The organism is Undibacterium sp. 14-3-2, assembly GCF_016595265.1.
GTDB classification, from domain to species: domain Bacteria; phylum Pseudomonadota; class Gammaproteobacteria; order Burkholderiales; family Burkholderiaceae_D; genus Undibacterium; species Undibacterium aquatile.
Map to the genome: position 1 here is coordinate 170,494 of NZ_JAENGS010000005.1, position 23,548 is coordinate 194,041.

At 49.0% G+C, this 23,548-nt stretch carries 17 protein-coding genes; 6 read left to right on the plus strand and 11 right to left on the minus strand.

Annotation, left to right across the window (positions count from 1 at the left end):
• Positions 1 to 71: 71 nt before the first annotated feature.
• The 3 genes from carB to Undi14_RS12770 form a co-directional block, all read right to left on the minus strand.
• Positions 72 to 3,290, minus strand: coding sequence for a carbamoyl-phosphate synthase large subunit (gene carB / locus Undi14_RS12760; RefSeq protein WP_200180660.1), 3,219 nt, complete (start codon positions 3,288 to 3,290; stop codon positions 72 to 74).
• A 5-nt stretch (positions 3,291 to 3,295) separates the two neighbouring features.
• On the minus strand, positions 3,296 to 4,450 hold the full coding sequence (carA, locus tag Undi14_RS12765; RefSeq protein WP_200180886.1) for a glutamine-hydrolyzing carbamoyl-phosphate synthase small subunit: 1,155 nt from the start codon (positions 4,448 to 4,450) through the stop codon (positions 3,296 to 3,298).
• 273 nt (positions 4,451 to 4,723) lie between these two features.
• Positions 4,724 to 5,131 carry a heme-binding protein gene (locus Undi14_RS12770; protein WP_186885451.1) on the minus strand — a complete coding sequence of 136 codons (408 nt, stop codon included), beginning with the start codon at positions 5,129 to 5,131 and terminating at the stop codon, positions 4,724 to 4,726.
• A gap of 176 nt (positions 5,132 to 5,307) precedes the next feature.
• Between Undi14_RS12770 and Undi14_RS12775 the strand changes: the two genes are divergently transcribed.
• Positions 5,308 to 5,850: a C40 family peptidase gene (locus tag Undi14_RS12775; protein ID WP_186885452.1), complete on the plus strand. Its 543-nt coding sequence runs from the start codon at positions 5,308 to 5,310 to the stop codon at positions 5,848 to 5,850.
• Between the two features lie 125 nt (positions 5,851 to 5,975).
• On the opposite strand, the gene Undi14_RS12780 is transcribed toward Undi14_RS12775, so the two are convergent.
• Positions 5,976 to 6,830, minus strand: a complete 855-nt coding sequence (locus tag Undi14_RS12780) for a patatin-like phospholipase family protein (protein WP_200180661.1) — start codon at positions 6,828 to 6,830, stop codon at positions 5,976 to 5,978.
• 468 nt (positions 6,831 to 7,298) lie between these two features.
• Between Undi14_RS12780 and Undi14_RS12785 the strand changes: the two genes are divergently transcribed.
• Together Undi14_RS12785 and Undi14_RS12790 are read left to right on the plus strand one after the other, a co-directional pair.
• On the plus strand, positions 7,299 to 9,374 hold the full coding sequence (locus Undi14_RS12785; protein WP_200180662.1) for a bifunctional 2',3'-cyclic-nucleotide 2'-phosphodiesterase/3'-nucleotidase: 2,076 nt from the start codon (positions 7,299 to 7,301) through the stop codon (positions 9,372 to 9,374).
• Positions 9,375 to 9,459: 85 nt separating this feature from the next.
• The gene (locus tag Undi14_RS12790) at positions 9,460 to 10,209 is read left to right on the plus strand and encodes a tetratricopeptide repeat protein (protein WP_200180663.1); all 750 of its coding nucleotides are present in this window, start codon (positions 9,460 to 9,462) and stop codon (positions 10,207 to 10,209) included.
• Positions 10,210 to 10,277: 68 nt separating this feature from the next.
• Here the strand turns inward: Undi14_RS12790 and Undi14_RS12795 are convergent, their stop codons facing one another.
• Complete coding sequence (locus tag Undi14_RS12795; protein ID WP_200180664.1) at positions 10,278 to 10,892, minus strand: LysE family transporter; 615 nt, start codon at positions 10,890 to 10,892, stop codon at positions 10,278 to 10,280.
• Positions 10,893 to 11,613: 721 nt separating this feature from the next.
• On the opposite strand from Undi14_RS12795, the gene Undi14_RS12800 reads away from it, so the two are divergent.
• The gene (locus Undi14_RS12800) at positions 11,614 to 14,751 is read left to right on the plus strand and encodes an EAL domain-containing protein (RefSeq protein ID WP_200180665.1); all 3,138 of its coding nucleotides are present in this window, start codon (positions 11,614 to 11,616) and stop codon (positions 14,749 to 14,751) included.
• A gap of 58 nt (positions 14,752 to 14,809) precedes the next feature.
• Here the strand turns inward: Undi14_RS12800 and Undi14_RS12805 are convergent, their stop codons facing one another.
• Both Undi14_RS12805 and Undi14_RS12810 read right to left on the minus strand, forming a co-directional pair.
• The gene (locus Undi14_RS12805) at positions 14,810 to 15,328 is read right to left on the minus strand and encodes a hypothetical protein (RefSeq protein ID WP_234030583.1); all 519 of its coding nucleotides are present in this window, start codon (positions 15,326 to 15,328) and stop codon (positions 14,810 to 14,812) included.
• A 178-nt stretch (positions 15,329 to 15,506) separates the two neighbouring features.
• Positions 15,507 to 16,901 carry a GGDEF domain-containing protein gene (locus Undi14_RS12810; RefSeq protein ID WP_234030584.1) on the minus strand — a complete coding sequence of 465 codons (1,395 nt, stop codon included), beginning with the start codon at positions 16,899 to 16,901 and terminating at the stop codon, positions 15,507 to 15,509.
• 700 nt (positions 16,902 to 17,601) lie between these two features.
• On the opposite strand from Undi14_RS12810, the gene Undi14_RS12815 reads away from it, so the two are divergent.
• Entirely contained in the window at positions 17,602 to 17,856 is a 255-nt protein-coding gene (locus tag Undi14_RS12815) for a hypothetical protein (protein ID WP_186885458.1), read from the plus strand.
• 41 nt (positions 17,857 to 17,897) lie between these two features.
• Entirely contained in the window at positions 17,898 to 18,116 is a 219-nt protein-coding gene (locus Undi14_RS12820; protein ID WP_200180667.1) for a hypothetical protein, read from the plus strand.
• Between the two features lie 191 nt (positions 18,117 to 18,307).
• On the opposite strand, the gene Undi14_RS12825 is transcribed toward Undi14_RS12820, so the two are convergent.
• From Undi14_RS12825 to Undi14_RS12840, 4 genes are all read right to left on the minus strand, one after another.
• Positions 18,308 to 19,522, minus strand: a complete 1,215-nt coding sequence (locus Undi14_RS12825; RefSeq protein ID WP_200180670.1) for an SGNH/GDSL hydrolase family protein — start codon at positions 19,520 to 19,522, stop codon at positions 18,308 to 18,310.
• Positions 19,519 to 20,793: a DUF459 domain-containing protein gene (locus Undi14_RS12830; protein ID WP_200180672.1), complete on the minus strand. Its 1,275-nt coding sequence runs from the start codon at positions 20,791 to 20,793 to the stop codon at positions 19,519 to 19,521. Before Undi14_RS12830 ends, Undi14_RS12825 begins: the two co-directional genes overlap by 4 nt.
• A gap of 8 nt (positions 20,794 to 20,801) precedes the next feature.
• Positions 20,802 to 22,193: an MBOAT family protein gene (locus Undi14_RS12835; RefSeq protein WP_200180674.1), complete on the minus strand. Its 1,392-nt coding sequence runs from the start codon at positions 22,191 to 22,193 to the stop codon at positions 20,802 to 20,804.
• 263 nt (positions 22,194 to 22,456) lie between these two features.
• Complete coding sequence (locus tag Undi14_RS12840) at positions 22,457 to 23,416, minus strand: glyoxylate/hydroxypyruvate reductase A (RefSeq protein WP_200180675.1); 960 nt, start codon at positions 23,414 to 23,416, stop codon at positions 22,457 to 22,459.
• Between the last annotated feature and the right edge of the window lie 132 nt (positions 23,417 to 23,548).

Here is a 23,548-nt window from a genome sequence, read left to right on the forward strand (position 1 = left end):
GCGATATCTTTTGTGACCTCTGTATCTAAGATGCAGTATTAGAACACAGAGTCCCAATACTGTAATTTTTATCAGTTTAAGGTCTTATGCAAACCTTGTAAATCATAAACATGCAATTCATTCAAATGATGCATCCCTTCGACTGCAGCTTCAGCGCCCGCAATCGTTGTGAACGTCGTCGCACGCGCAATCAGTGCTGAGGTACGAATCGCACGTGAATCAGTAATCGCATTCCGCTTTTCTTCAACTGTGTTGATGACCATCGCAATTTCATTGTTTTTGATCATATCAACAACATGCGGCCGCCCTTCAACCACTTTATTGACGATGGAAACTGCAACACCTTCAGCAGCAATCGCAGCAGCTGTGCCGCGAGTAGCAACAACAGAGAAACCAAGCTCAACCAGATCTTTTGCAACTTTTACTGCACGCGGTTTATCGCTATTTTTAACGCTGAGGAAAACCTTGCCTGAGGTCGGCAACTTAACACCGGCACCCAACTGGGATTTTACAAAAGCTTCACCAAATGTTTTACCAACACCCATGACTTCACCAGTCGACTTCATTTCTGGGCCAAGAATAGTATCAACACCCGGGAATTTCACGAATGGGAATACGGCTTCTTTAACACTGAAGTATGGCGGCACAACTTCAGCGCCGATGCCCTGTGAATCCAGAGACTGACCGACCATGCAACGCGCAGCGATTTTCGCGAGTTGCAAGCCTGTTGATTTAGATACGTAAGGTACAGTGCGGGAAGCACGTGGATTCACCTCAAGAACGAAAACAACATCATTACCGTCTTGTTTTTGGATCGCAAACTGCACATTCATCAAACCGACGACATTCAAGCCCTTGGCCATCAGCGCAGTCTGACGTTTGAGTTCAGCAATGGTTTCTTGTGACAGCGAATATGGTGGCAATGAACATGCCGAGTCGCCGGAATGCACACCAGCCTGCTCGATATGTTCCATCACGCCGCCAATGAATGTACGCTGACCATCAGATAAGCAATCGACGTCGACTTCAATCGCATCATTCAGGAAGCGATCCAGCAATACCGGAGAGTCATGCGATACTTTTACGGCTTCACGCATGTAGCGCTCAAGATCACGTTGTTCATGCACGATTTCCATCGCACGACCACCCAACACATACGATGGACGCACAACCAATGGGTAACCAATTTCCTGTGCCAGCGCCAGCGCATCTGCCTCAGTACGCGCAGTACGGTTAGGCGGCTGGCGCAAGCCCAATTCCTGCAGCATTTTCTGGAAACGTTCGCGATCTTCAGCAGCATCAATCATGTCAGGCGAGGTGCCGACGATCGGAACGCCATTCGCTTCCAAATCCAGTGCCAGCTTCAAAGGTGTCTGACCACCGTATTGCACGATCACGCCAACTGGTTTTTCTTTGTCGACGATTTCCAGTACATCTTCCAGCGTCAACGGTTCAAAATACAGACGATCAGATGTGTCATAGTCTGTCGAAACTGTTTCAGGATTGCAGTTGACCATGATGGTTTCATAGCCATCTTCGCGCATCGCAAATGCAGCATGGACACAGCAATAATCGAATTCAATACCCTGACCGATACGGTTAGGGCCACCGCCCAGCACCATGATTTTCTTCTTATCAGTCGGATTGGATTCGCACTCTTCTTCATAAGTCGAATACATGTAGGCGGTATTCGTGGCGAACTCACCGGCGCAAGTATCAACGCGCTTATACACTGGACGCACACCCAGAGCACGGCGTTTTTCACGAATCGCAGTGTCGGTTGTTTTCAGCAATTTTGCCAGCCGACGGTCAGAGAAACCTTTTTGCTTCAGTTGCCGCATCAGGGCTTTATCCACGCTGTCGAGTGACTGTTCATCCAGCCATAATTCGATATCGACGATATCCTTAATCTGCACCAGGAACCATGGGTCGATATGTGTCAGCTGATGCACTTCTTCCATAGTAAAACCCTGGGCAAAAGCGTCGCCAACATACCAGATACGGTCTGGACCAGGCTCACCAAGTTCTTTTTCAAGAGTCTCACGATCCTGGGTTTTTTCATTCATGCCATCGACGCCGACCTCCAAGCCGCGCAACGCTTTCTGGAACGATTCCTGGAAGGTGCGACCGATCGCCATCACCTCACCGACAGATTTCATCTGCGTCGTCAGGCGATTATCTGCCTGCGGGAATTTTTCAAATGCGAAACGTGGAATCTTGGTAACGACGTAATCAATCGAAGGCTCGAAAGAAGCTGGCGTAGCACCACCAGTAATTTCATTGCGCAATTCATCGAGCGTAAAGCCAACCGCCAGCTTGGCAGCAATTTTGGCGATAGGGAAACCAGTTGCCTTGGATGCCAATGCAGATGAACGGGATACACGCGGATTCATCTCAATAACGATCATGCGGCCATCAGCCGGATTAACCGAGAACTGGACGTTGGAGCCACCAGTATCGACACCGATTTCACGCAACACCGCCAACGAGGCATTACGCATGATCTGGTATTCTTTATCAGTCAAAGTCTGTGCTGGCGCCACAGTAATGGAGTCGCCGGTATGTACACCCATAGGGTCCAGATTTTCGATGGAGCAGACGATGATGCAGTTGTCGGCCTTGTCGCGCACGACTTCCATTTCATACTCTTTCCAGCCTATCAGCGATTCCTCGATCAGCAATTCATTGGTAGGCGACGCTTCCAGACCGCGTTTGCAGATAGTCTCGAATTCTTCCGGATTGTAGGCGATGCCACCACCCGTACCACCCATCGTGAACGAAGGACGGATAATGACCGGAAAGCCGACATCCTTTTGCACTGTCCAGGCTTCTTCCATCGAGTGTGCGACGCCGGAACGTGCTGAACCAAGACCAATTTTGGTCATCGCATTTTTGAATTTCAGTCGATCTTCCGCTTTATCGATCGCCTCAGGAGTTGCGCCGATCAGTTCAACTTTATACTTGTCGAGCACGCCATTACGCCATAAGTCCAGCGCGCAATTCAGTGCGGTCTGACCACCCATGGTCGGCAGGATCGCATCCGGTTTTTCTTTAGCGATGATGCGTTCAACCACTTGCCAGGTAATAGGTTCGATGTAAGTCACATCGGCCATTTCCGGATCAGTCATGATGGTGGCAGGATTACTGTTAACCAGAATGACTTTATAACCCTCTTCGCGCAAAGCCTTGCAAGCCTGCGCACCCGAATAATCGAATTCGCAAGCCTGACCGATGATGATAGGGCCAGCGCCGATAATCAAAATACTTTTTATGTCGTTACGTTTTGGCATTTTTATTATTCTCCTGTCTTTGCCGTGGTCATCAATGTGATAAAGCGATCAAACAGGTACGCAATATCATGCGGTCCCGGAGACGCCTCAGGATGCCCCTGGAAGCAGAAAGCTGGCTTATCAGTACGCGCAAAGCCTTGCAGGGAACCATCAAACAAAGACATGTGCGTAACACGGCAATTTGCTGGCAAAGATGCGGCATCAACGGCAAAACCATGATTCTGTGACGTGATCAATACCTGTTTGGTATCCAGATCCTGCACCGGGTGGTTGGCACCGTGGTGACCGAATTTCATTTTCAGTGTTTTCGCACCGGAGGCGAGCGCCATGATTTGATGACCCAGGCAAATACCAAAGGTCGGAATGCCCTTCTCGATCAACTCTTTGGCAGCAGCAATTGCATAATCGCAAGGCTCAGGGTCGCCAGGACCATTCGACAAAAACACACCGTCAGGATTCAGCGCCAGCACGTCGGCAGCCGTGGATTGCGCTGGCAATACGGTAACCTTGCAGCCGCGCTCGGCCAGCATGCGCAGAATATTGCGCTTGACGCCAAAGTCGAAAGCAACCACATGAAACTTCGGATCTTTCAACTGGCCATACCCCTGACCCAGCACCCACTCTGCTTCAGTCCACTCATAAGCCTGCTTGGCAGAAACAACTTTCGCCAGATCCATCCCAGACAAACCCGGAAAAGATTTCGCCAGCGCGATCGCTTTTTCAGCATCTGCTCCAACCAGAATCGCACCACCCTGTGCACCTTTTTCACGCAAGATACGTGTCAACTTGCGGGTATCAATACCGGCAATAGCAACGATGTTTTGAGACTGGAGGTAAGCAGAAAGGGATTGTTCGGAACGGAAATTGGAAACCAGTTGCGGTAAATCTTTAATAATCAGACCAGCGGCATGGATTTTGTCTGATTCAACATCTTCAGAATTAACACCGGTGTTACCAATATGCGGATACGTCAGGGTGACAATTTGAGAGCTGTAACTGGGATCGGTGAGGATTTCCTGATAGCCAGTCATGGAAGTGTTAAAAACAACTTCACCAAGAGTATGACCGGCAGCGCCAATAGAATATCCAGTGAAAATAGTTCCATCGGCAAGAGCAAGTATGGCGGGATCCTGACCGGAACGAAGAAGGGACTGCGGAATGGGCAGCAAGGGCAACTCCTGTATTGTTACCGCCGCTGCGACGCCCCAAGTTGCGTTATCTCAGGCCGAACGATAAACGAGCAGCCTGTCAATAAGAATGGAGCGATGAGAATTTGGGTAGGCGCTACGGCGAGATTTAGAATTAGTTAAACCCTCGAATTATAGCTCAAAACCACCTCTCAGGCAAATCATAAGCCCTTGCAAACCCCTGAGTTCCCGTGTTTCAACTTACCCACTAAGCATCCATGAATAAAAACACGGGAAGATAAACACTTACAAACCTAAGGCGGCAATCCCTGCTTTGGCAATTTGCGCATCTTCTTGAGACTTCACGCCGGAAACACCAACAGCACCAACGCAATGGCCATCAACAAAAATAGGAACACCACCTTCGAGCATTCCCTCAATCAGCGGTGCGCTGAGGAACGAATAGCGTCCGTTATTGATCAGGTCTTCATATATCTTAGACTCACGCTTACCTAATGCCGCCGTCGCTGCCTTGGCAGGTGCAATGTGTGCAGAAACAGGTGCCACACCATCCAGTCGCTGCAGCCACATCAGATGCCCACCATCGTCAACAATCGCGATCACCACCGCCCAGTTATTTGCTTTGGCTTCTGCCTCGGCTGCTGCCGCGATTTTTTTGACATCATCCAGCGTCAGAATAGGTTTGGTTTGCATAGTCAGCTCCATATTTAGTAGAGCGGGGATTGTACGCGATGCCTAATTTCATTGGAGTAAAAAGTGTTTTTCAATTTTCACTTCTAAAAGGGGCAATCCATGAAATGACACCTCAAAGGTTTACATTATTGAAGACTTCGCTTAAAGTTGACCAGTTTTCTTCAATAAGTGCCAAGATGCTAATAAACGTTTCCAGACTAAAAAGAAATGCCACATTAGTGCTCGTCGCAGCAGCATTGCAACTATCCGTCTGCCATCAGGCTCAGGCAAGCGATAATCCCTTCCCTGAATCCTCCACTGCGTTCAGCAAACTGCAAGAAATCAAACAACGTGCCTCTGATCTGACCATGAAAGCCATGGACTTCATGGGCATACGCTACAAACGTGGTGGCAGCACGCCGGAAAACGGTCTCGATTGCAGCGGCTTTGTACGCCTGGTATTCAAAGATGCCTTAGGTGCCAACCTGCCCCGTACCGCAGCAGAAATCAGTCGCGTTGGCGAAAATATCGATCAGAAAGATCTTCAGCCTGGTGATCTGGTGTTTTACAACACGCTGCGCCGCGGCTTTTCCCACGTCGGCATCTACCTCGGGGACAATAAATTTATACACTCCCCTTCCGCTGGTGGTCAGGTGCGGATTGAAAGTATGGATATTGCCTACTGGAAAAATCGTTTCAACGGCGCCCGCCGCATTAATGACAACGACACCAAGCAATAGTTATCATTCCAGCTCTCCGCATATACTCCCCCTGATTTTCAAATAAAAAAGCCTGGCGTCAGCGTCGACACCAGGCTTTGCAAAATACTCCCCGGGAGTATTTTTTCTGGTCAATACCTTTTTAATCAGCGTTCCTGCATCGCCTTTAATTTTTGCTTCAATTCAGGCATCACTGCCATCGCAGCCCGCTCACCCGCCAATATCGCCAGATTACGACCAGCAAAATCACTACCCTTCATGCTTGGCAGTTCAGGGCGAATCACGATATCTGCCTGTTTCAGCTCGAACTGATTAATGCTCTGTCCCATGATCGTCACTGTCTGCAACAAAATGTCGATTGTACTGTTGCCGTTTTGCGCTTCGGGTTGTTGAGAGATATTGACGGCGATCACCAGATCGGCTCCCATATCTCTGGCAAAACGTACCGGCACAGGAGCCACTAAACCACCATCAACATACTGCCGGTCATTGATGCGTACTGGTTGAAACACCGCGGGCACCGCAGACGATGCGCGTACCGCCGTGCCAGTATTCCCGCGCTGAAATAAAACGGCTTGCCCACTGGAAAGATCGGTCGCCACTGCACCAAACGGCTTTTTAAGTTTTTCAATCGGCGTCTGATGTACCATGCGATTCACATAAGCTTGCAAAGCATCCCCTTTTAGCACACCGCTGGATTTGGCAAATAAGGGCAAAGACCAGTCAGAAATCGTTGCCTCATCCATTTCCAGTGCCATCTTCTGCAGCGCAAAACCATTATTACCGGCAGCGTACATCGCCCCGACAACGCTGCCAGCGCTGGTACCAACCACGATGTCGGCCTGTATCCCCTGTGATTCCAGTGCTTTAATTACGCCAATATGAGCAAACCCGCGCGCCGCCCCGCCACCCAGCGCCAGACCTATCCTGACTGGCCGGTTTGCCTTAGCAACAGGAATCGCCGTCACTGGCGTCGGCACCACAGATGGCTGCGTGCTCATACAAGCACTCATCAGACTCAATGCGGACACCGAGGCAAAGAGCGCTGTGTATTTTTTAAACTGTGAAAATCGTAACTGAAATGCGGAAACAGAAAACACGAAGAAGGTTGGCATGTGATTGGTCAGAAACTGAATAAGGAATTACTTCAAGACAACACCATTAAAGCAAAACGCTTTAACAACATCTTGTTTGCAGAACCGAATTATATTTCCAAACACCTGCTCACGTCTGGACAGCGAGAAAACAGACCGAATCAGAACACGTTTTTACTTGATTTTCAGAAACAACTGTACATTAATAAAAAGAAAATATTGTACTGTCATATCATTGACATATTCACCACTGATAATCCTCAGGTCTTTTGGGAATGAAGACAAAGAATAAAAATTTATATTTTTTAATGAAATTAGCAATCGATTGCGCAATCGCTGGCAACCGTTTCCGAACCTAAAATTGAGAAAGACAACATGAAAACAATCCATTGGCTACCGCCGCTTACAGCATTAGCCTTAACAGCCTGCGGCACCAGCTCAAATACTGTCAGCGTGATTCCTGAGGGAACTGTTTTAAAAGTCGCGTTACTTGAAACGACCGATTTACATCAAAACATTCTGAGTTATGACTACTACGGCTTAAAAGCGGATACCAGCCTCGGTCTTGAGCGCACTGCCGCACTGATCAATTCGGCACGCGCAGAAAATCCAAATACCGTATTGCTGGACGATGGTGACGTGATTCAGGGTACATTGCTCGGTGATTATCAAGCTGTGGCCTCACCAGTTCCTTGCAGTGGCACGATGGCCATCCATAAAGTGATGAACGCGCTGAAATATGATGGTGCCGGTGTCGGTAATCACGAATTCAACTATGGTCTGAATTTCCTCAGCCAGATCACCAACACAGATTTTGGTCTGAGTGACGTTACAAAACCAGTCAACTGCGGCGCACCTAGCTTCCCTGTTGTTCTCGCCAACGTGGTTGGTATCAGTAGCCAAAAACCGATCTTCAATCCTTACTCCATCATTCCTAAAAAATTCAATGCAACGACACCAGACGGCTCACCGCTGAGTGTTACGCTGAATGTCGGCATCATGGGCTTTGTTCCACCGCAGATCATGGACTGGGATCAAAAATACCTGGCGGGTAAAGTCATGGTAAATGGTGCGGTCGAAACAGCGAACAAATACATTCCTGAAATGCGCACAAAAGGTGCTGATCTGGTCGTCGCCTTATCTCATGGCGGTCTGGATGCTTCGGTCTATAGCCCAAAAATGGAAAATGCCAGCCTGCATCTCACCAACACAGGCATTGATGCTCTGATGGTAGGCCACTCTCATCTGATCTTCCCAAAAGCCAAAGAAACCAACGGCCCAGCAATTGATGCGTCCTTAGCTGCGCTGCCAGCAAGCCAGGTGGATACCGTCAAAGGTCTGGTTAATGGCGTTCCTACAGTGATGGCACAAAGCTGGGGGCGTCGCCTCGGTATCATCCAGATGGTATTGAAATACCAGGGTGGTAAATGGGTAGTACAAAAAGATCAGACAAACGTCGAAGCGCGCGGCTTTAAATACAAAGATGGCACAACAATTGTTGATGCCGATGCTTCTGTTGCTCCTCTGGTCGATACTGAGCATAAAGCAGCGCTGTCTTACGCAACTCAGCCTCTGGGAACGACAACCGACTTTGAAATGTCTGCTTACTTTGCTTTGGTCGGCGATGTCAGCGCAATTCAAATCGTGAATCAGGCACAGATCGATTACGTCAAAAATTTCATTACCAACTCAACTGACGCGACCATCGCCAGCTACAAAACGATCCCTGTCATCTCCTGCAGCGCGCCATTTAAAGCTGGCCGCAATGGTGCGACAGACTTTACCGATGTCGCACCGACAGCAACAGCCGCTGCACCAGTTGGCCTGCAAGTCCGTAACCCGGGCGACCTGTATTTGTACGGTAACAATAATATCCAGGCAGTCAAGATCAAAGGTTCAGATCTGAAAGCATGGCTGGAAACCGTCGCAAAACAGTTCGCGCAAATCAATCCAGCCCTGACCACTGAGCAAGATCTGGTGCCATCGTATGGAACCATCTATAACTACGATGTGTTCTATGCCGAAAACAATGCGCTGACCTATCAGATTGATGTAACGAAAGCCGTTGGCAGCCGCATCGTGAATCTTACATACGCAGGTAAGCCTATTGCCGACACTGATGATTTCATCGTAGCCACTAACGACTATCGTGCAGCAGGCGGTGGTAATGTCCCGGGTATCGACGGCAGCAAAACTATCATCAAATCACCTGACGCAAATCAGGCTGTGGTCAGCGATTACGTGAAAAAACAAGGCAAACTGACTCTGGCAAAAAATGGCTCGGGCAAAAGCTGGAGTTTCGTTAAAGCCACGACTGCTGGTCCCGTCATTCTGCGTTCAGCACCTGGCAAACTGGCCATCGCCGCCAATTCTGGCCTGAGCCTGGTGAAATCCGAAGGCGCACTCGATGCCAATGGTTTCGCCAAATATGCCATTGACCTGAGCAAATAATCGCAAGGCAATCCGCATTGAACAGTTGTAAGTAGTCATTTCAGCGGCAAACCTGCTCCTGGCAACAGGGGCAGGTTTTTATAATATGAATACCATGAAAAACATCATCACCCGTGCTGCCCTCACCTGCACCACCAGTCTTTTCATTGCGTGCACACCTGGCGTCAACAACCATCCCGGCACCGCGGAAATTGAATCGACAGGCATGCGCGCGATACAAGCGCAACACCCGGACTCCATTAAAACTCTCAGAGGATGGGCGAATCAGGGAATAGTCACAGCACAAAGAGAACTCGGTTTAGCCCTTGCAGTACAGCAGGACAAACAGGCAGAAGCTGCGCAATGGATGGAAAAAGCAGCCAAAGCTGGCGATACCGAAGCGCAATTCGCATTTGCTGAAGCGAACTACAAAGCCAAACTTGGACTTCCCCAAAACCTGGCGGTTGCATGGAAATGGTACGAAGCAGCAGCAACGAAAAACAATGCCAAGGCAAGTTTCATGCTGGCACGCATGGCAAAATACGGCGAAGGCACGCCGCTTGATCTGCAAAAATCGGTGCACTGGTTAAAAGTCGCCAGCGATCAGGGCAATGCCCAGGCAATGTTCCTGCTGTCGAATGCCTACGCCGATGGCGACGGCATCGCCAAAGATCCCGTACAAGCCAGGACATGGCTGGAACGCTCAGCAGAAGGCGATTTTCCTCCGGCGATACAAGCACTTGCGATGGAACTGGAAGGGGATAAAAAGCACCACGATCCCGATAAACTCAGCGCCCGTCACTTGCTGAAAGAGGCCTCTGATGAACGCATGTTGCGCTGGAATAAATTTCAGTAAAAGCGGCTAAATTTTCTGCAAAAAAAAAGCCCGCGTCTCGCAGGCTTTTTTTTACGCAGGCACAAGGTCTAACGCGAAGAAACAAGTTTCAGGCCAAAACCGATCAGTGATAAACCAGCCAGTTTTTCCAATACACGGGTCACTGCCGGATTAGCACGCAGGCGTTCAGCCAGAAAATGTGTCAGCAGCACCGCAATCAAACCATAAATGAACGTCAGAATCGCGATGGTCATTGCCATAAACCCGAACGTGATAAGCCCCTGATGGCGCACCGGATCCACAAATAAGGGGAAAAAAGCCATATAAAACACGATGGCTTTAGGATTGAGCAAGGTAATCGTCAGCGCCTGTTGCATGTAATGATGCGGCTTGATGTTTAACACCGGCGCAACACCCGGTTTGGCCAGCAACATCTTGCATCCCAGCCAGATCAAATACGCCGCACCTAACCACTGTACGGCCTGAAAAGCAGCCGGATACGAATGCAGCACTGCAGCAACACCAGCCACTGCCATCCAAAGCAAGACCTGATCGCCAAATATCACACCAAGCGTTGCCGCCAGACCGCCTTTGATACCACCTTTGCTGGTCGAGGTGATCAAAGCCAGATTACCAGGCCCGGGAATAATCAGTAACACAATAAATGCAATGACAAACGAGCCGTAATCAGTAACGCCGAGCATGATAAATCCTTAAATTAAGCAAATACACCAAATGCAGGTCTTGCTTTACACATTAAAAGAAAACCTGACTTGCAATCAAGCATTTCTTTATTTCTTTGTTTGCAGGCAAACAAGCGATTGTGATCATTTTTAACAGCGTTGAAAAGAATGAATTACTCGTTGCGGACGAGCACTCCGCTTCGCACCGCCACCGGCCCGCTTTCATTCTGGCAAACGGACGCAATCGATTGTCATACCAGCCTGAAAAGTAAAGTGAATCAGATAGTTATGCATTTTATGAATGATTATTATCTAAATATTTGATTTTACGTATTTATTGCAGTGCAGTATAGTTACACCTGTCTCCTCCAACACCGTCAAGGTTTGGATTTAAGCCCGCTAATGCGGGCTATTTTTTTATCTGCTTCCCCTCCGCAATCGCACATCAGAAATGAAGTTCCTGCATATTTCCTGCAAAATCACTTCACAACCACGTCATCCCTGAAATAAATAGAAAACCCGGGGTTTGAGCCAAGTTGAAATTATTAAATTAGTATTAATGATTTCAACCCCCATCATTTATCATGACTCCGGCTTCCAGCAAAAAAATATCCGCACCTTAGGTTTTTTACCCTCTGATTCCACTACTATTCCTACTTAACGTAAATTTACGACAACCTTCCGGTATCAAATTTTCATCGAATCCTGAGTTTTTTATCGAATCGACATCAACTGATTGCCCATGCCATCCACTGTCAATTCAAATTCGTTTAAACGCAACATCTGGTACACACTGTCGTTACTGGTCATCCTGGTCTGCACGTTCACTCTGTCCGTCATCGCAGAAAAAACAATCGATGCAGCGAACGAACAGCGACTGAACTCATTTCTTCTGGCCGATGAGTTACGTCAGTCTTCTGATGACCTGACACGCATGGCGCAACTTTATGTTGTTTCTGGTGATCGCCGTCAGTCGCAGTACTATCAGGACATACTGGATATCCGCGATGGTAAAAAACCAAGACCAGTGAACTATGGAGGCATCTATTGGGATCTGGTGCTCGCTACAGGAACACCACCGACAGCGGAAAGCAAACGGACGAAGCCACTTCTGGAATTGATGCGAGAAGCAGGTTTTACCGAGCAAGAACTCAGTGTTTTGTCAAAAGCGAAGGTTTTTTCAGACCGTTTGACACAAACTGAACGAGAAGCAATGCAATTGCGGCAATCTGAGAATGGCAAAGAAAAAGCAAGTCAGATGTTGCACGATTTTGCTTACCTGAACGCTAAAGCAGCGATCATGAAGCCCATCGATGATTTTTATGGTTTGATGACAGCGCGAACAAATAACGCAGTCAGCAACGCAGAACATCGTGCATTGTTAATCAGGATTCTCTTTATTGGTCTGGCAGTGCTATCACTACTGATGCTCTACCGCACCTCACGCGCCCTCAGGGTCATTATGGGCGGCTCGGTTGGCGAGGTCCATGAAGAGATTACACGTATCGGCAACGGCGACTTCAGCAAACCATTGGCTGTGACTGAAAGCCTGCAAGGTTCCGTGCTTGCCAGACTGGCAGAAATGCAAAGCAAATTAAAACAAATCACAGATCAGCACCAATCAGCACAGGCAGAATTACGTCAGAGCGAGGTGAATCTGAAAATCGCCCAGCAACTTGCGCAGATCGGTAACTGGGATATCAACCGGAGCACCGGCGAAGTGATCTGGTCCGACGAGGTGTACCGTATTTACGAAGTGACTCCCGACACTTTTACGCCTTCAGCTCATTCTTTCGTCGATGCGACGCACCCCGATGACCGGGTCTTGCTCAGTCGCCGTTACAACGACGCCATTGAAAACAAGACCGCGTATGAAATTACCCGTCGCTTACTATTAAAAGACGGGCAGATAAAATACGTCAACGAGCGTGGCAAACCTTTTTATCAGGAAGATGGACACGTCCTGCACTTAATCGGCACAGTGCAGGACGTCACCGCCAGCAAACTCAGCGAGCTGGCATTGAAACGGCTCAATCGCGATTTGCGCTTGCTCAGCGACTGTAACATGGCGCTTGTACGGGCTGAAGACGAGCATACCTTGCTCAATGAAATCAGTCGCTTGTGCGTCGAAAGTGGCGGCTATCTGATGGCGTGGGTCGGATATGCTGAATATGACGATGCACGGACTGTGAAGCCTGTTGCACAGTCTGGTTACGAGAATGGCTATCTCGATGGCATCAATATTTCCTGGGGCGGCAACGCGCTCGGTAGCGGGCCGGTCGGTTCTGCGATCAGAACCGGTGAACCAACGACAATTCAAAATGTATTAACCGACGAAAGAATGCGGCCATGGCGCACGGCAGCGATACAACGCGGCTACCGGTCAAGCATAGGTTTACCGTTGATTCATAACGAACATACCATTGGTGCCCTCACCCTCTACTCCAGTGAAGCAAACGCTTTTGATGCAGAAGAAATCAGGCTGCTGATGGAACTCGCTAACGATCTCGCGTTTGGCATTATCAACTTGCGTACCCGCGCCGCGCACGCCGAAGCCAAGTTGAAACTGGATTTTCTGGCCAACTTCGACTCCTTGACGCACCTGCCAAACCGGACACTGCTGCAAGACCGTTTCGAACATGCAGCAATGATCGCTGACAATGAAAACACAATGGTGTCGCTGCTGTATCTCGATCTTGATCACTTTAAACACATCAACGACAGCCTCGGCTACGCAACCGGAGATCGTGTATTGATTAAAGTCGTGGAGCGTCTGCGTCAGTGCATACCAGAAACCGCCACCATCAGCAGGCTGAGCGGCGATGAGTTTGTCGTTCTTCTGGCCGGCAAACGCGATGCAATCGGCGTGGCTGGAATGGCGAATACCATCAGCGATATTTTTATCGATCCTGTTGATATCGACGGCAATACGCTGAATATTTCATGCTCTATCGGTATCGGCTTATATCCTGAAGATGGGAAAGATTTCGACACGCTGCTCAAACATACCCATGCAGCTGTCGACAGCGCCAAAGAAGCCGGACGTAACACCTATTGCTTTTTCTCGCATGAGATGAATTCTGGCCTGACAGAACAGATCAGGCTGACCGGTGGATTGGTACATGCATTACGCAATCAGGAATTCCGCATTCATTATCAGCCACAGTCCGACATTCATAGCGGAAAGATCATCGGTGCAGAAGCGCTGCTGCGCTGGCAGCATCCGGTGGATGGCTTAATTTCACCAGGCAAATTCATCAGCCTGGCAGAGCGCAGTGGTCACATCGTACCTATCGGCGAATGGGTACTGAACGAAGCATGCCGTCAGGCCGTCAGTTGGTTACGCGACCATCCTGACGCCCCGGTCGTCGCTGTCAATCTGTCGGCATTACAGTTCAAACGCGGCAAAATTCTGGATGTGGTTGCCAATGCACTCACAAAGTCTGGCCTACCACCGCATCAACTTGAACTGGAACTGACGGAATCGATTTTATTGCAAGATGTCGGCGCCACCATAAACATCCTGCACGGATTAAAAAATCTGGGTGTCAAATTATCGATCGATGACTTTGGAACTGGCTATTCAAGTCTGTCTTACCTGAAGCAGTTGGCCGTCGATAAGCTGAAAATTGATCAGTCGTTTGTGCGCGATATGCTGACCAGTGCCGATGGCGCGGCCATTGTCAAGACCATCATTCAGCTCGGACACAACCTGCAACTAACGGTCATCGCCGAGGGAGTTGAAACCAAAGAACAACTGGCTTGTCTGAACGAATATGGATGCGATGAAGTGCAAGGCTACCTACTCAGCCATCCGTTACCAGCCGACGAACTAAGCCGTTTGCTTACCGAACGATCCGGCACGCTTACCGTCGATTAAAGTCGATACACATCCTGACGATGCGGCACCGCTTAATACTGCCGCTGACCAAACGCCATCAGAAACGCCGGTGTTCACGCGGCTCGAACACAGGATCTGGGCCATTTTCCAGTTTGCGCACAATGCCAGAGTGGTCGAAATAGACTGCCATCAGTGAATTCCACACACCACTTTCCTTGTATGGATACGACCACGCTTCCAGCCCGACTCTGGAGTAATACACATTTTCATACGGCGCACCCAGCATTCTCAACACAGCCGCCTTATCAGATACGCCCGGTTTGATTTCGGCAAACTTCTGGTCTGTCAGCACTTGTTCATACGAAAGCACTTTGCCGTCGGCAGCAACCCTGACCATGTGCGTCGCCTGCGCCCTGCGACCACGCATGTACTCAAGTAAATGCGTTTGCCCATCCTGATACACATGGGTAGGATTGCCCAGTTTGGCGATCAAGTCATTTTCCGTTTGCAGCGCAGCGATATCTGCCGAATGCCAACTGGCACATGAACTTAAAGTGGCCGCAAAACTAAAAAAGACGAGTTGTTTTATGATGGAATAAACGCTGAATGTTTTCATGGTAAACCGACGTGTTGTCAACACCGTGTTATGCCGATTGCTTCCAATAACAAGCAATCATCAGGCGACGTGCAGCATCCTACACCCTCTCATCTGTTTGATAAACAAAAACACCACTGACAAAGCAAAACCGACTTACCTACCCGTCGCCACGATCAGCTCATCCAGTGAAACAAAATCAGTTATCGCTTTCTACGCGATTACGCCCATTTTCTTTTGCTTTGTACAAAGCCCTGTCAGCCCGCTGCAATAACATATCAAAAGATGTATCTTCAACATTCAATGTGGCGATGCCAATACTGGCTGTAAAACGGACAATGGTATTGTCATCCAGATTTACACCCTGCGCTTCAGCGACGACGACGCGCAAGCGCTCGGCAATGATTTTCGCGCCACTTGTATCAGTATGCGGCAGTATCACCGTAAATTCCTCGCCCCCCAAACGTCCGCTGACATCCTGATCTCTGGCGGTAATAGTCAGCAAGTTTGCCAACTCTTTTATTACCCGGTCACCAACCGGATGCCCCCAACGATCATTAATAAACTTAAATTTATCAATATCCAGCATCAATACTGAAAGCGAATGCGTATAACGTCTGGCGCGGGTAAATTCTCTGTTTCCGGTATCCATGATGTGACGACGGTTTGCAATATTCGTTAGTGCATCTGTGGTGGCGAGTTTTCGCATTCTCTCGCGTTGACACAATGCCTCGTGATGCGCGCGCAAAGCGATTACAGCGAAAATACACAAGAGCAGAAATCCAGTGGCAAACTGCCACATTCTGTAACGCCAAGCCTTCAACACACGGTCATAGTCAAAGCCAACAATCGTGATGAAGGGAAAGCGCTCCACTTTACTCACTCCGGTAATTCGCCGGCGACCATCGTAGGGGGAATTATTGATGAATGAAGTGGGGTCATTAATCCGGCTGTAAAAAAACTGAGCCATTGGCACGGGAACAAGTTTCCCTATCGCATCTGGTTGTGCCGGCTTGTTTGCCAGCAGCAGGCCATCAGCATCCATAATGGCGAGTACATCATTTGTTTCGGTATGTATTGCTTCAATCCATTTTTGTGCCAATGCCAGATCGACCACCGCCACAACACCGCCAAGAAAAATCCCGTCGGCAGACCCCAGGATACGCGACATCAACACAGCGGACCGACCTGAAATCGATTGTTCAGCGGATAAATACTTTATATGTGTACTTTGCCCCGGGTTCACCTTCACACCTCCGCAAAAATGTTGGCCGGTGTTAACGCCGATGAAAGGTGATTTTGCTGTCGCCACAATGCGGCAGTCACGATCCAACACCGCGAAGTCCCTGAGACCTGTGACCGTTTCGAGTTTTTCCGAAAGAATTGCGGTCAGGCGAATATTTCTTTCATTATCCTTGCTAGTTAACTGCAAATCTTTAACGATATCGAGTCTGCCAATGATGTCGCGCAGCACGTAATCTGTGACAAGAAACAACTCACCGACAGAACTGCCAACCAACTGACTCTTGTTGATCGCAAGTTTCTTTGACTCTTCGATAATTTGCTCGCGCTCCTGATAAAAATCAACAGTCAACCATGTACCGACTATGCTTAGCAATAAAAGCAAAGCGCCATAGTCTGATAGGAATTTTGAGATAACTTGATTTTTTGAAATGAAATTCAATTTGAATTATCCGAGAAATGACGAAAAATTTTGAGCCACTTGATGCGTGATATTGCATGTGAAGATCAATGCTGATGAACGTTAATACGATTCACACTGTGTTCAACACCAAATATCCAGCAACAAGCAACTGGCGTAACGAGGGCATTCAGCAGCGCATTAACCGCCTGTACTGACAACTCAAACCACGACAATTCAGAAGAAAAACGAAAGCAAGCTTATATCGTTCGCCAATAAGATTTGGCAAGAAACACTTCGTCAACGAGGTGACGTACCTGACGAAGGAAGGTTGGAGGAAATTATATTCAAAAGTGCAGAAATGAATTGCAAACCATTGTGCCAGGAGAAATATCTGCGTTCTACATCACAACGCTGCGCGCGTTGCATTTTACTTAATGACGAGTTACCGAAATAACTCAGGTAAAGTGCGACATGCGACGCGGTGATACTGATCAGTCAGATAAACCACAAACGAACAAAAGACATGATCACAACAAGGACATAAAACTGTATCCTTTATTTTCGTCAGTATTCAAATTGTTCTGGCAAGATATGATCTTTTGATCTTTTCTGAATGCACGCAGCCACCCATCATTTTTTTGAGGGAAATATGCAAATTGATATTTATCAGAGTGTCGCTCAGCCCAAAAAGCACCTGTCTGTCGCTGCCAATACCGACATCAAACTATTAAATCTGGAAGACCCTGATTATGCCGATGTCCGGCTGATACAGCGCGGCTTCGACACATTGGGGCTGGTCAAACCTGTGGCTCTGGATGTCGCAGCAGCAATCGCGGGCATAGAGAGCGAAGGGTATTATCTGCACAGCGCCGATATCGAAATCGGCTGGGTTCAGCAATCCTGAAGACAACGCCGACAGGCTTTAACACCTGAAAGGAAACCATCTTGAGAACGTTTAAAACCGGAAATTTCGAGATCACCTTTGAGCATGATATTCAGGACACCGCGGCTATCGTACCATATGCCACGATCAGGAATTTACTGACCGGGGAAGAAGGCGGCGTACTGGAGCTTGACATGATCTGTCAGACCGAGCCGCAAGCGGATGAAGAAGTCATCCGCGAGGCAAAACACAGAATCGCAACAGGACAATGGCGCGACTGATTCAGCCCAGATTTTCATCATCCAGAAGCTCCAGAAGCAAAAAATACTAAAAAATCAGAAAAATATACTGGGGGGAGTATATTTTATACGCCCTTTATTTACTGAGACATTAAGGCTAAATCGGCAGATACTCCCCTGTTTTTAATCATTTATGGGGGCAGACAGCAGCCTTCTGAATGCTGTCAGCGCATTTATCTGGCAGAACGATGTTGCTGATATTTCTGCATCAGCGCTTCATACAAAGCATTGCCGCTGCGGGCATAACCATCTTCCGTAAAGTGCACCAGATCTGGTCGCGCCAGTGGCGGGTTGGCTTCAGCATAGCGTTGTATCGCGCAATCACCGCCCATCGCCGCCGCCCAATCCCAGTACAGTAATTTTTCAGCGACCGCCGTTTCACGCTGTATGGTCTGCACGGTACGCAATGCCATTGGCAATTTATAGCGGCACCCTGCACTTTCGCCAGGCCCGGTCTTTTTCGCTGAATTCGGCGCGCCGATCAATAAAATCGCCGCCTCAGGCGCCGCGCTGCGCAATTGTCGTATCGTCGTTTGCAAATCCAGCCGGTAAGCGTCAAAGTCAGGTTTACTGTCAAACGCTTCGTTTGTTCCATACGACAAAATCAGCAATTGCGGACGACGCCAGCGCAACTGATCGCGCACCGCTTCCGGTTGCCAGCGACTGATCACACGTTGTGTTGCCCCGACGATACCCAGCGCATCAACGCTGACACCCGGCGCAATCGCATCAATTGCAATGCCGCCCAGCTCGGTTGAATTACCCTCGGAACGCAGAAACAAACTATTCAGTTCCGCGCCGCTGCCGATCACGTAGCTGACCTGCCAATCATTGCCCGCTGGCGGTGCCAGATCGCGGATATCGCCATCGGGAAAAGCCAGTTTCCAGCCACCTGCGGCTTGATCAGACACTTTGCGCGACCAGACGCTGACACGGTAAACACCATTCAAAGGCTGCTTCGGTACAATTTCCATGTAAGCGCCGGAAGACGGCATGCTGGCAACACCGCCAAGCGGAAAATTTTCCGGATTCGCACGGCTGATACGGGTATTCCACTGCCCTGCCATTTTCATCAAGACCTGCGCAGAACGCTGGTTTTTAACATAACCCGGAGTAATCCAGCCTATGCCCGCGTTACCGAAACGCTGCTGCAAACGCTCGCGATACGCCTGGGTAAAATAATCGCCGCCGGTATGAGAGTCGCCTAATTGCAGAATATGAATGACATCCTTACTTTCACCACGTTCCAATGCCGCCAGTTGACGCCAGAGCCGCGCCGCATTCGGATCGCCATAATCCTGCAATACCGTCGCCTCCACAGCGGATGAAAAAAGACAGAACGTCAGTAGAACAGACGCCAGACGCCGGAACAAAAAAGGATAGATCACAAAGGCTTACTCACTGTTGGTAAAGCAAACTGACGCAAAATCAGATCACTCAGAATTTTCTGTCCGGCACGGGTGAAATGGATGCCGTCTTCGTTGCGGACAGTCACACTTTTTCCATCCTCCCTCGTAATCGCTTTCTGATAGGTCTCGGCATTATCGCTTAATAGCTCACGGGTCGATAAATAGCGCGAAGCACTATCTTTGATCGCCGCAGAAAACAACTGATTCAATACTTTGACACCGCGGTTGATATTTTCCCGCCCCATATTCGGCGCACCCAGCCAGATCACGCGTATATGCTGCGCATGCGCATATCTGACGATACTTTCCACTCTGGACGCGTAGGTCAATTGCCATTTCTCGCTGCCGAAGCGTTCATATTTGTTGCCAAACACCATATCCCAGGTATCGTTCGCGCCAAGAAATACCACCAGCACCGAAATGCGCTCTTTGCTGATCGTGTTCTTAATCGTCGTTGGCCAGTCAAAATAACCAGGATAAGTCAGCCCCGTACTCTGACGACTCAGATCCAGTGATTTCACATTCCCATTTTGCAGTGCCCGCGCGACATGCGGCGCCACGCCCTGCATCATGGAGTCACCGACCAGCAAGACTTTGTCGCTGGGACTGAGCACGATACGCCCGTCTTCATTGAGTGACGCAAACTGATTCAATGGAACCGCCCGGTTTTCTTCCGTTTCAGTCACGGCTTCAGTTGTATGCAGTTGCGCGTCGCTGCTGACGCTGGCGACCTTATCTGGTTCTTTCTGACTTTGCCCGGCATTACTGCCAATCTCTTTATTCATTTTTTTACCGGCAACGGGCGACGTCGACACGCTGGCAGCAATCCCATCCGCGTGCGCCTTCAACGTCAGGCCATTCGTTGTATGTGTTTTTTGTGCCGTAGCTGGTGCTGGTTCATCCTTTTGTATCAGCGCTGATTTACCCAGCCATAACACGTTGGCCGCGAGCATCAGACGTTCCTGCGTTTCCTCCATTGCGCCGATTTGCTGATTCAATGTCCGCGATACGACTTTGGTGACGTCCGTTCCGCTGTGCCATAACTCGGCATCCGACAGATGCGTCAGCCCTAATTCTCCGTGCCGCGTCTGCTGCCAGTAAATATCGAGCGCATCTTGCCGCAACCAGAACAACAAACCCAGCGTGAGTGCGATGACCGCCAGTGTCGGCATCGAACCAGTATCGACTTTCGTTGCTTTCAGCCGTGCCTCAGCTTTCAGTTTTGCTTTTGTTTTAACCTTCGCCATCATGCAAGCTCTTAATAGGAATAATATAAAAACGCTGGCACCCCTGATGGCCCTAGCAAATTAATCAGTAACACCAGAAAAGCAAGCAGCACAGGTTTTAATATCAAAGGCGTTTTTTCTAATAAGCCCAGACTGCTGTCACGTACTTGCTCAAAGTAATATGACACCCAGAAAAATAACAATAACAAAGCACATCCGCCAAGCACATTGAGTTCAATCGCGCCGCCGTGACGAGTAAAGCCAGACAGATAATTGAGCGCCTCCTGCCAGCCATCGGCACGGAAAAATATCCAGGCAACGCAGACAAAATGAAAGGTAATCACACCGCTGAGAAAGCCGTCCGCTTTGCGACCGGTGATTTTTTCCAGCACGTTTTGTGCAACCATGCCCAGCCCGTGCAATGCGCCCCAGATCAGATATTTAATACTGGCGCCATGCCATATTCCGCTGATCAGCATGGAAGTAAGAATGGTCAGTTGCGTTGCCCACCAGCCGCCACGATTTCCACCCATAGGGATATATACGTAATCCCGTATCCAGGTCGAGAGTGAGATATGCCAGCGCCGCCAGAATTCACGCAGGTTAACTGCCAGATAAGGCAAATTAAAATTCTGATTTAACTTGTATCCAAGCAGCATCGCCATCGCAATGACCAGATCGGAATAGCCACTGAAGTCAAAATAAATCTGAATCGCGAATGCGTACATGCCTAACAACAGCTCGACACCCTGATAGGCATCGGGATTCGCAAACAGCGGATTGACCCAGGTTGCAGCAATCCAGCTTGCCAGCCAGACTTTTTTAATCAATGCAGAAAGTAATAACCAGAAAATACGGTCAGGCTGACGAATCTGACGCACGTTTTTTTCTTCAATCTGCGCCAGCAACGTATCCGGGCGACAGATAGGGCCCGCCATCAGTGTAGGGAAAAATGCGAGATACAAAGCGCTATCGAGCGGATTGGCAGGATCGCGCTCATTGCGACCAACAGCAACGATATAGGCAATAGCTTGAAACGTATAAAACGAAATGCCGACAGGCAGAATAATATCCAGTGCAGGAATCACCCAATCGGACTGCAACGCAGCAGCTGCGAGCTGAAAACCCTCGCGAAAGAAATCAAAATATTTAAAAACCGCCAGATTGATCACTGACGCGGTAACACCCGCAACAGCCAGTTTTTTTCTGTGCTGCGACCAACGCTTTGCCGCAGCGAGCAACAGTAATAGCGATGCCGTATAGCATGCCAGCGTCGCGCTGAAACGCCAGTCCAGCGATGCATACACGGCATAGGACGCGAGCAGCAAAGCGACTTTTTGTGCAGAACTCCAACGTGCCTGCGCCCAGTAAAGTAATAGAAACAACAAAAAGCAAACAGCAAATTCGGGCGACAGGTAACTCATGCTAGGTTCGGAGACAAAATACGCAAACGAAAATCAATCAGCCGCCAGCAATGACAATAAGCAGCGGAAAACAAAGAGGAAGACTTTACATTATCTCAATATTTTTACGCAATGCATTTCACAACAATCGTGCCTGAAACCTGCAAAGCTGTTTCAATCTTGTTGCATCGCGATTGCGCAAGTCATTTGCAGTGAATAATGCGACAAGGAGTTACGAACACTAGTCTTACGTCCAACTCCTTTTAATATGCTTGTTAGCCTACTCAATACCCCTTAGCCACATCCACCAATACCGGTAAACTGCCATCATCACGATAACGGCGAATATTACCCGCAACAATCGCCGAGGCGGTTTGCTTGTCTGTGGGGGCAGAAATATGCGGTAACACTGTGACCTGTGGATGCTGCCAATGCCAGCTGGCGTCAGGCAACGGTTCCGCTTCGAACACATCTAGCACCGCATGCTGCAGATGCTGAGCATTGAGTGCATCCTGCAAATCGTCATCCTGCACAATCGCACCACGGGCAAAATTCACGAGTGATGCCCCCTTAGGCAACTGCGCCAGCCGCGCGGCATTCAACAAGCCTCTGGTGTCCGGTGTCAGCGGTAACAGGCAAACCAGAATATTGGTTCGGGCGAACATCGCTGACAAACCAGCTTCCCCTGAAAAACAATCAACTCCGGCAATATTTTTCTGACTGCGACTCCAGCCGCACACCTGAAAACCCGCTGCCAGCAAGCGTTTCGCCGCGGCCTCACCTAAAGCACCCAACCCCAGCAAGCTAATCGTTTTAGATTGTGGCCGGATATATTCCCGAGCCAGCCATTGGCTATTTTTCTGCTGTCGCGCATAGGCTGGCATCTCCCTGTGCAGATATAAAGTCCATGCGAGCACTGCTTCCGCCATCGTTTCTGCCAGCTGCGGATCGACCAGGCGCACGATCTTTAATTTGCTCTGACCAAGATCAGCGACCAGACGCTCTACGCCAGCCCAGACGCTATGCACCCACCTCAGCTCCGGCAGTTGCTGTAAATTCGCCGGATCGGGGTTCGCCACAATCGCGACCGTCACACTTTGCTTTTCATTTTCGGATAATCGATCAAACGCAACGATGCGTTCGTCTGGCATCGCCTGCTGCAAGGCCTGCACCCAGGCATTCGTCTGTGTATAGTCAGATGCAGCAACAAAAGGAATCGGCATTCTGACGTGATCTGGTTTCATTGTATGGTGCTTCTTTTTGGATTTTTAACAAAGCAAGATCATACCGCGACGCGCCAGCAATGACGCAATCTCCCATGAATACCCTATCCACAGAATATAATGAGTGCTCAAGCGACCTGTTAAGTTATTCAA

Bases quoted from the DNA above. Each gene is read 5' to 3' on its own strand.
- carB (WP_200180660.1), bottom strand. From the start codon at position 3,290: ATGCCAAAACGTAACGACATAAAAAGTATTTTGATTATCGGCGCTGGC.
- Undi14_RS12770 (WP_186885451.1), bottom strand. From the start codon at position 5,131: ATGCAAACCAAACCTATTCTGACGCTGGATGATGTCAAAAAAATCGCG.
- Undi14_RS12775 (WP_186885452.1), top strand. From the start codon at position 5,308: ATGCTAATAAACGTTTCCAGACTAAAAAGAAATGCCACATTAGTGCTC.
- Undi14_RS12780 (WP_200180661.1), bottom strand. From the start codon at position 6,830: ATGAGCACGCAGCCATCTGTGGTGCCGACGCCAGTGACGGCGATTCCT.
- Undi14_RS12785 (WP_200180662.1), top strand. From the start codon at position 7,299: ATGAAAACAATCCATTGGCTACCGCCGCTTACAGCATTAGCCTTAACA.
- Undi14_RS12790 (WP_200180663.1), top strand. From the start codon at position 9,460: ATGAATACCATGAAAAACATCATCACCCGTGCTGCCCTCACCTGCACC.
- Undi14_RS12795 (WP_200180664.1), bottom strand. From the start codon at position 10,892: ATGCTCGGCGTTACTGATTACGGCTCGTTTGTCATTGCATTTATTGTG.
- Undi14_RS12800 (WP_200180665.1), top strand. From the start codon at position 11,614: ATGCCATCCACTGTCAATTCAAATTCGTTTAAACGCAACATCTGGTAC.
- Undi14_RS12805 (WP_234030583.1), bottom strand. From the start codon at position 15,328: ATGAAAACATTCAGCGTTTATTCCATCATAAAACAACTCGTCTTTTTT.
- Undi14_RS12815 (WP_186885458.1), top strand. From the start codon at position 17,602: ATGCAAATTGATATTTATCAGAGTGTCGCTCAGCCCAAAAAGCACCTG.
- Undi14_RS12830 (WP_200180672.1), bottom strand. From the start codon at position 20,793: ATGATGGCGAAGGTTAAAACAAAAGCAAAACTGAAAGCTGAGGCACGG.
- Undi14_RS12835 (WP_200180674.1), bottom strand. From the start codon at position 22,193: ATGAGTTACCTGTCGCCCGAATTTGCTGTTTGCTTTTTGTTGTTTCTA.
- Undi14_RS12840 (WP_200180675.1), bottom strand. From the start codon at position 23,416: ATGAAACCAGATCACGTCAGAATGCCGATTCCTTTTGTTGCTGCATCT.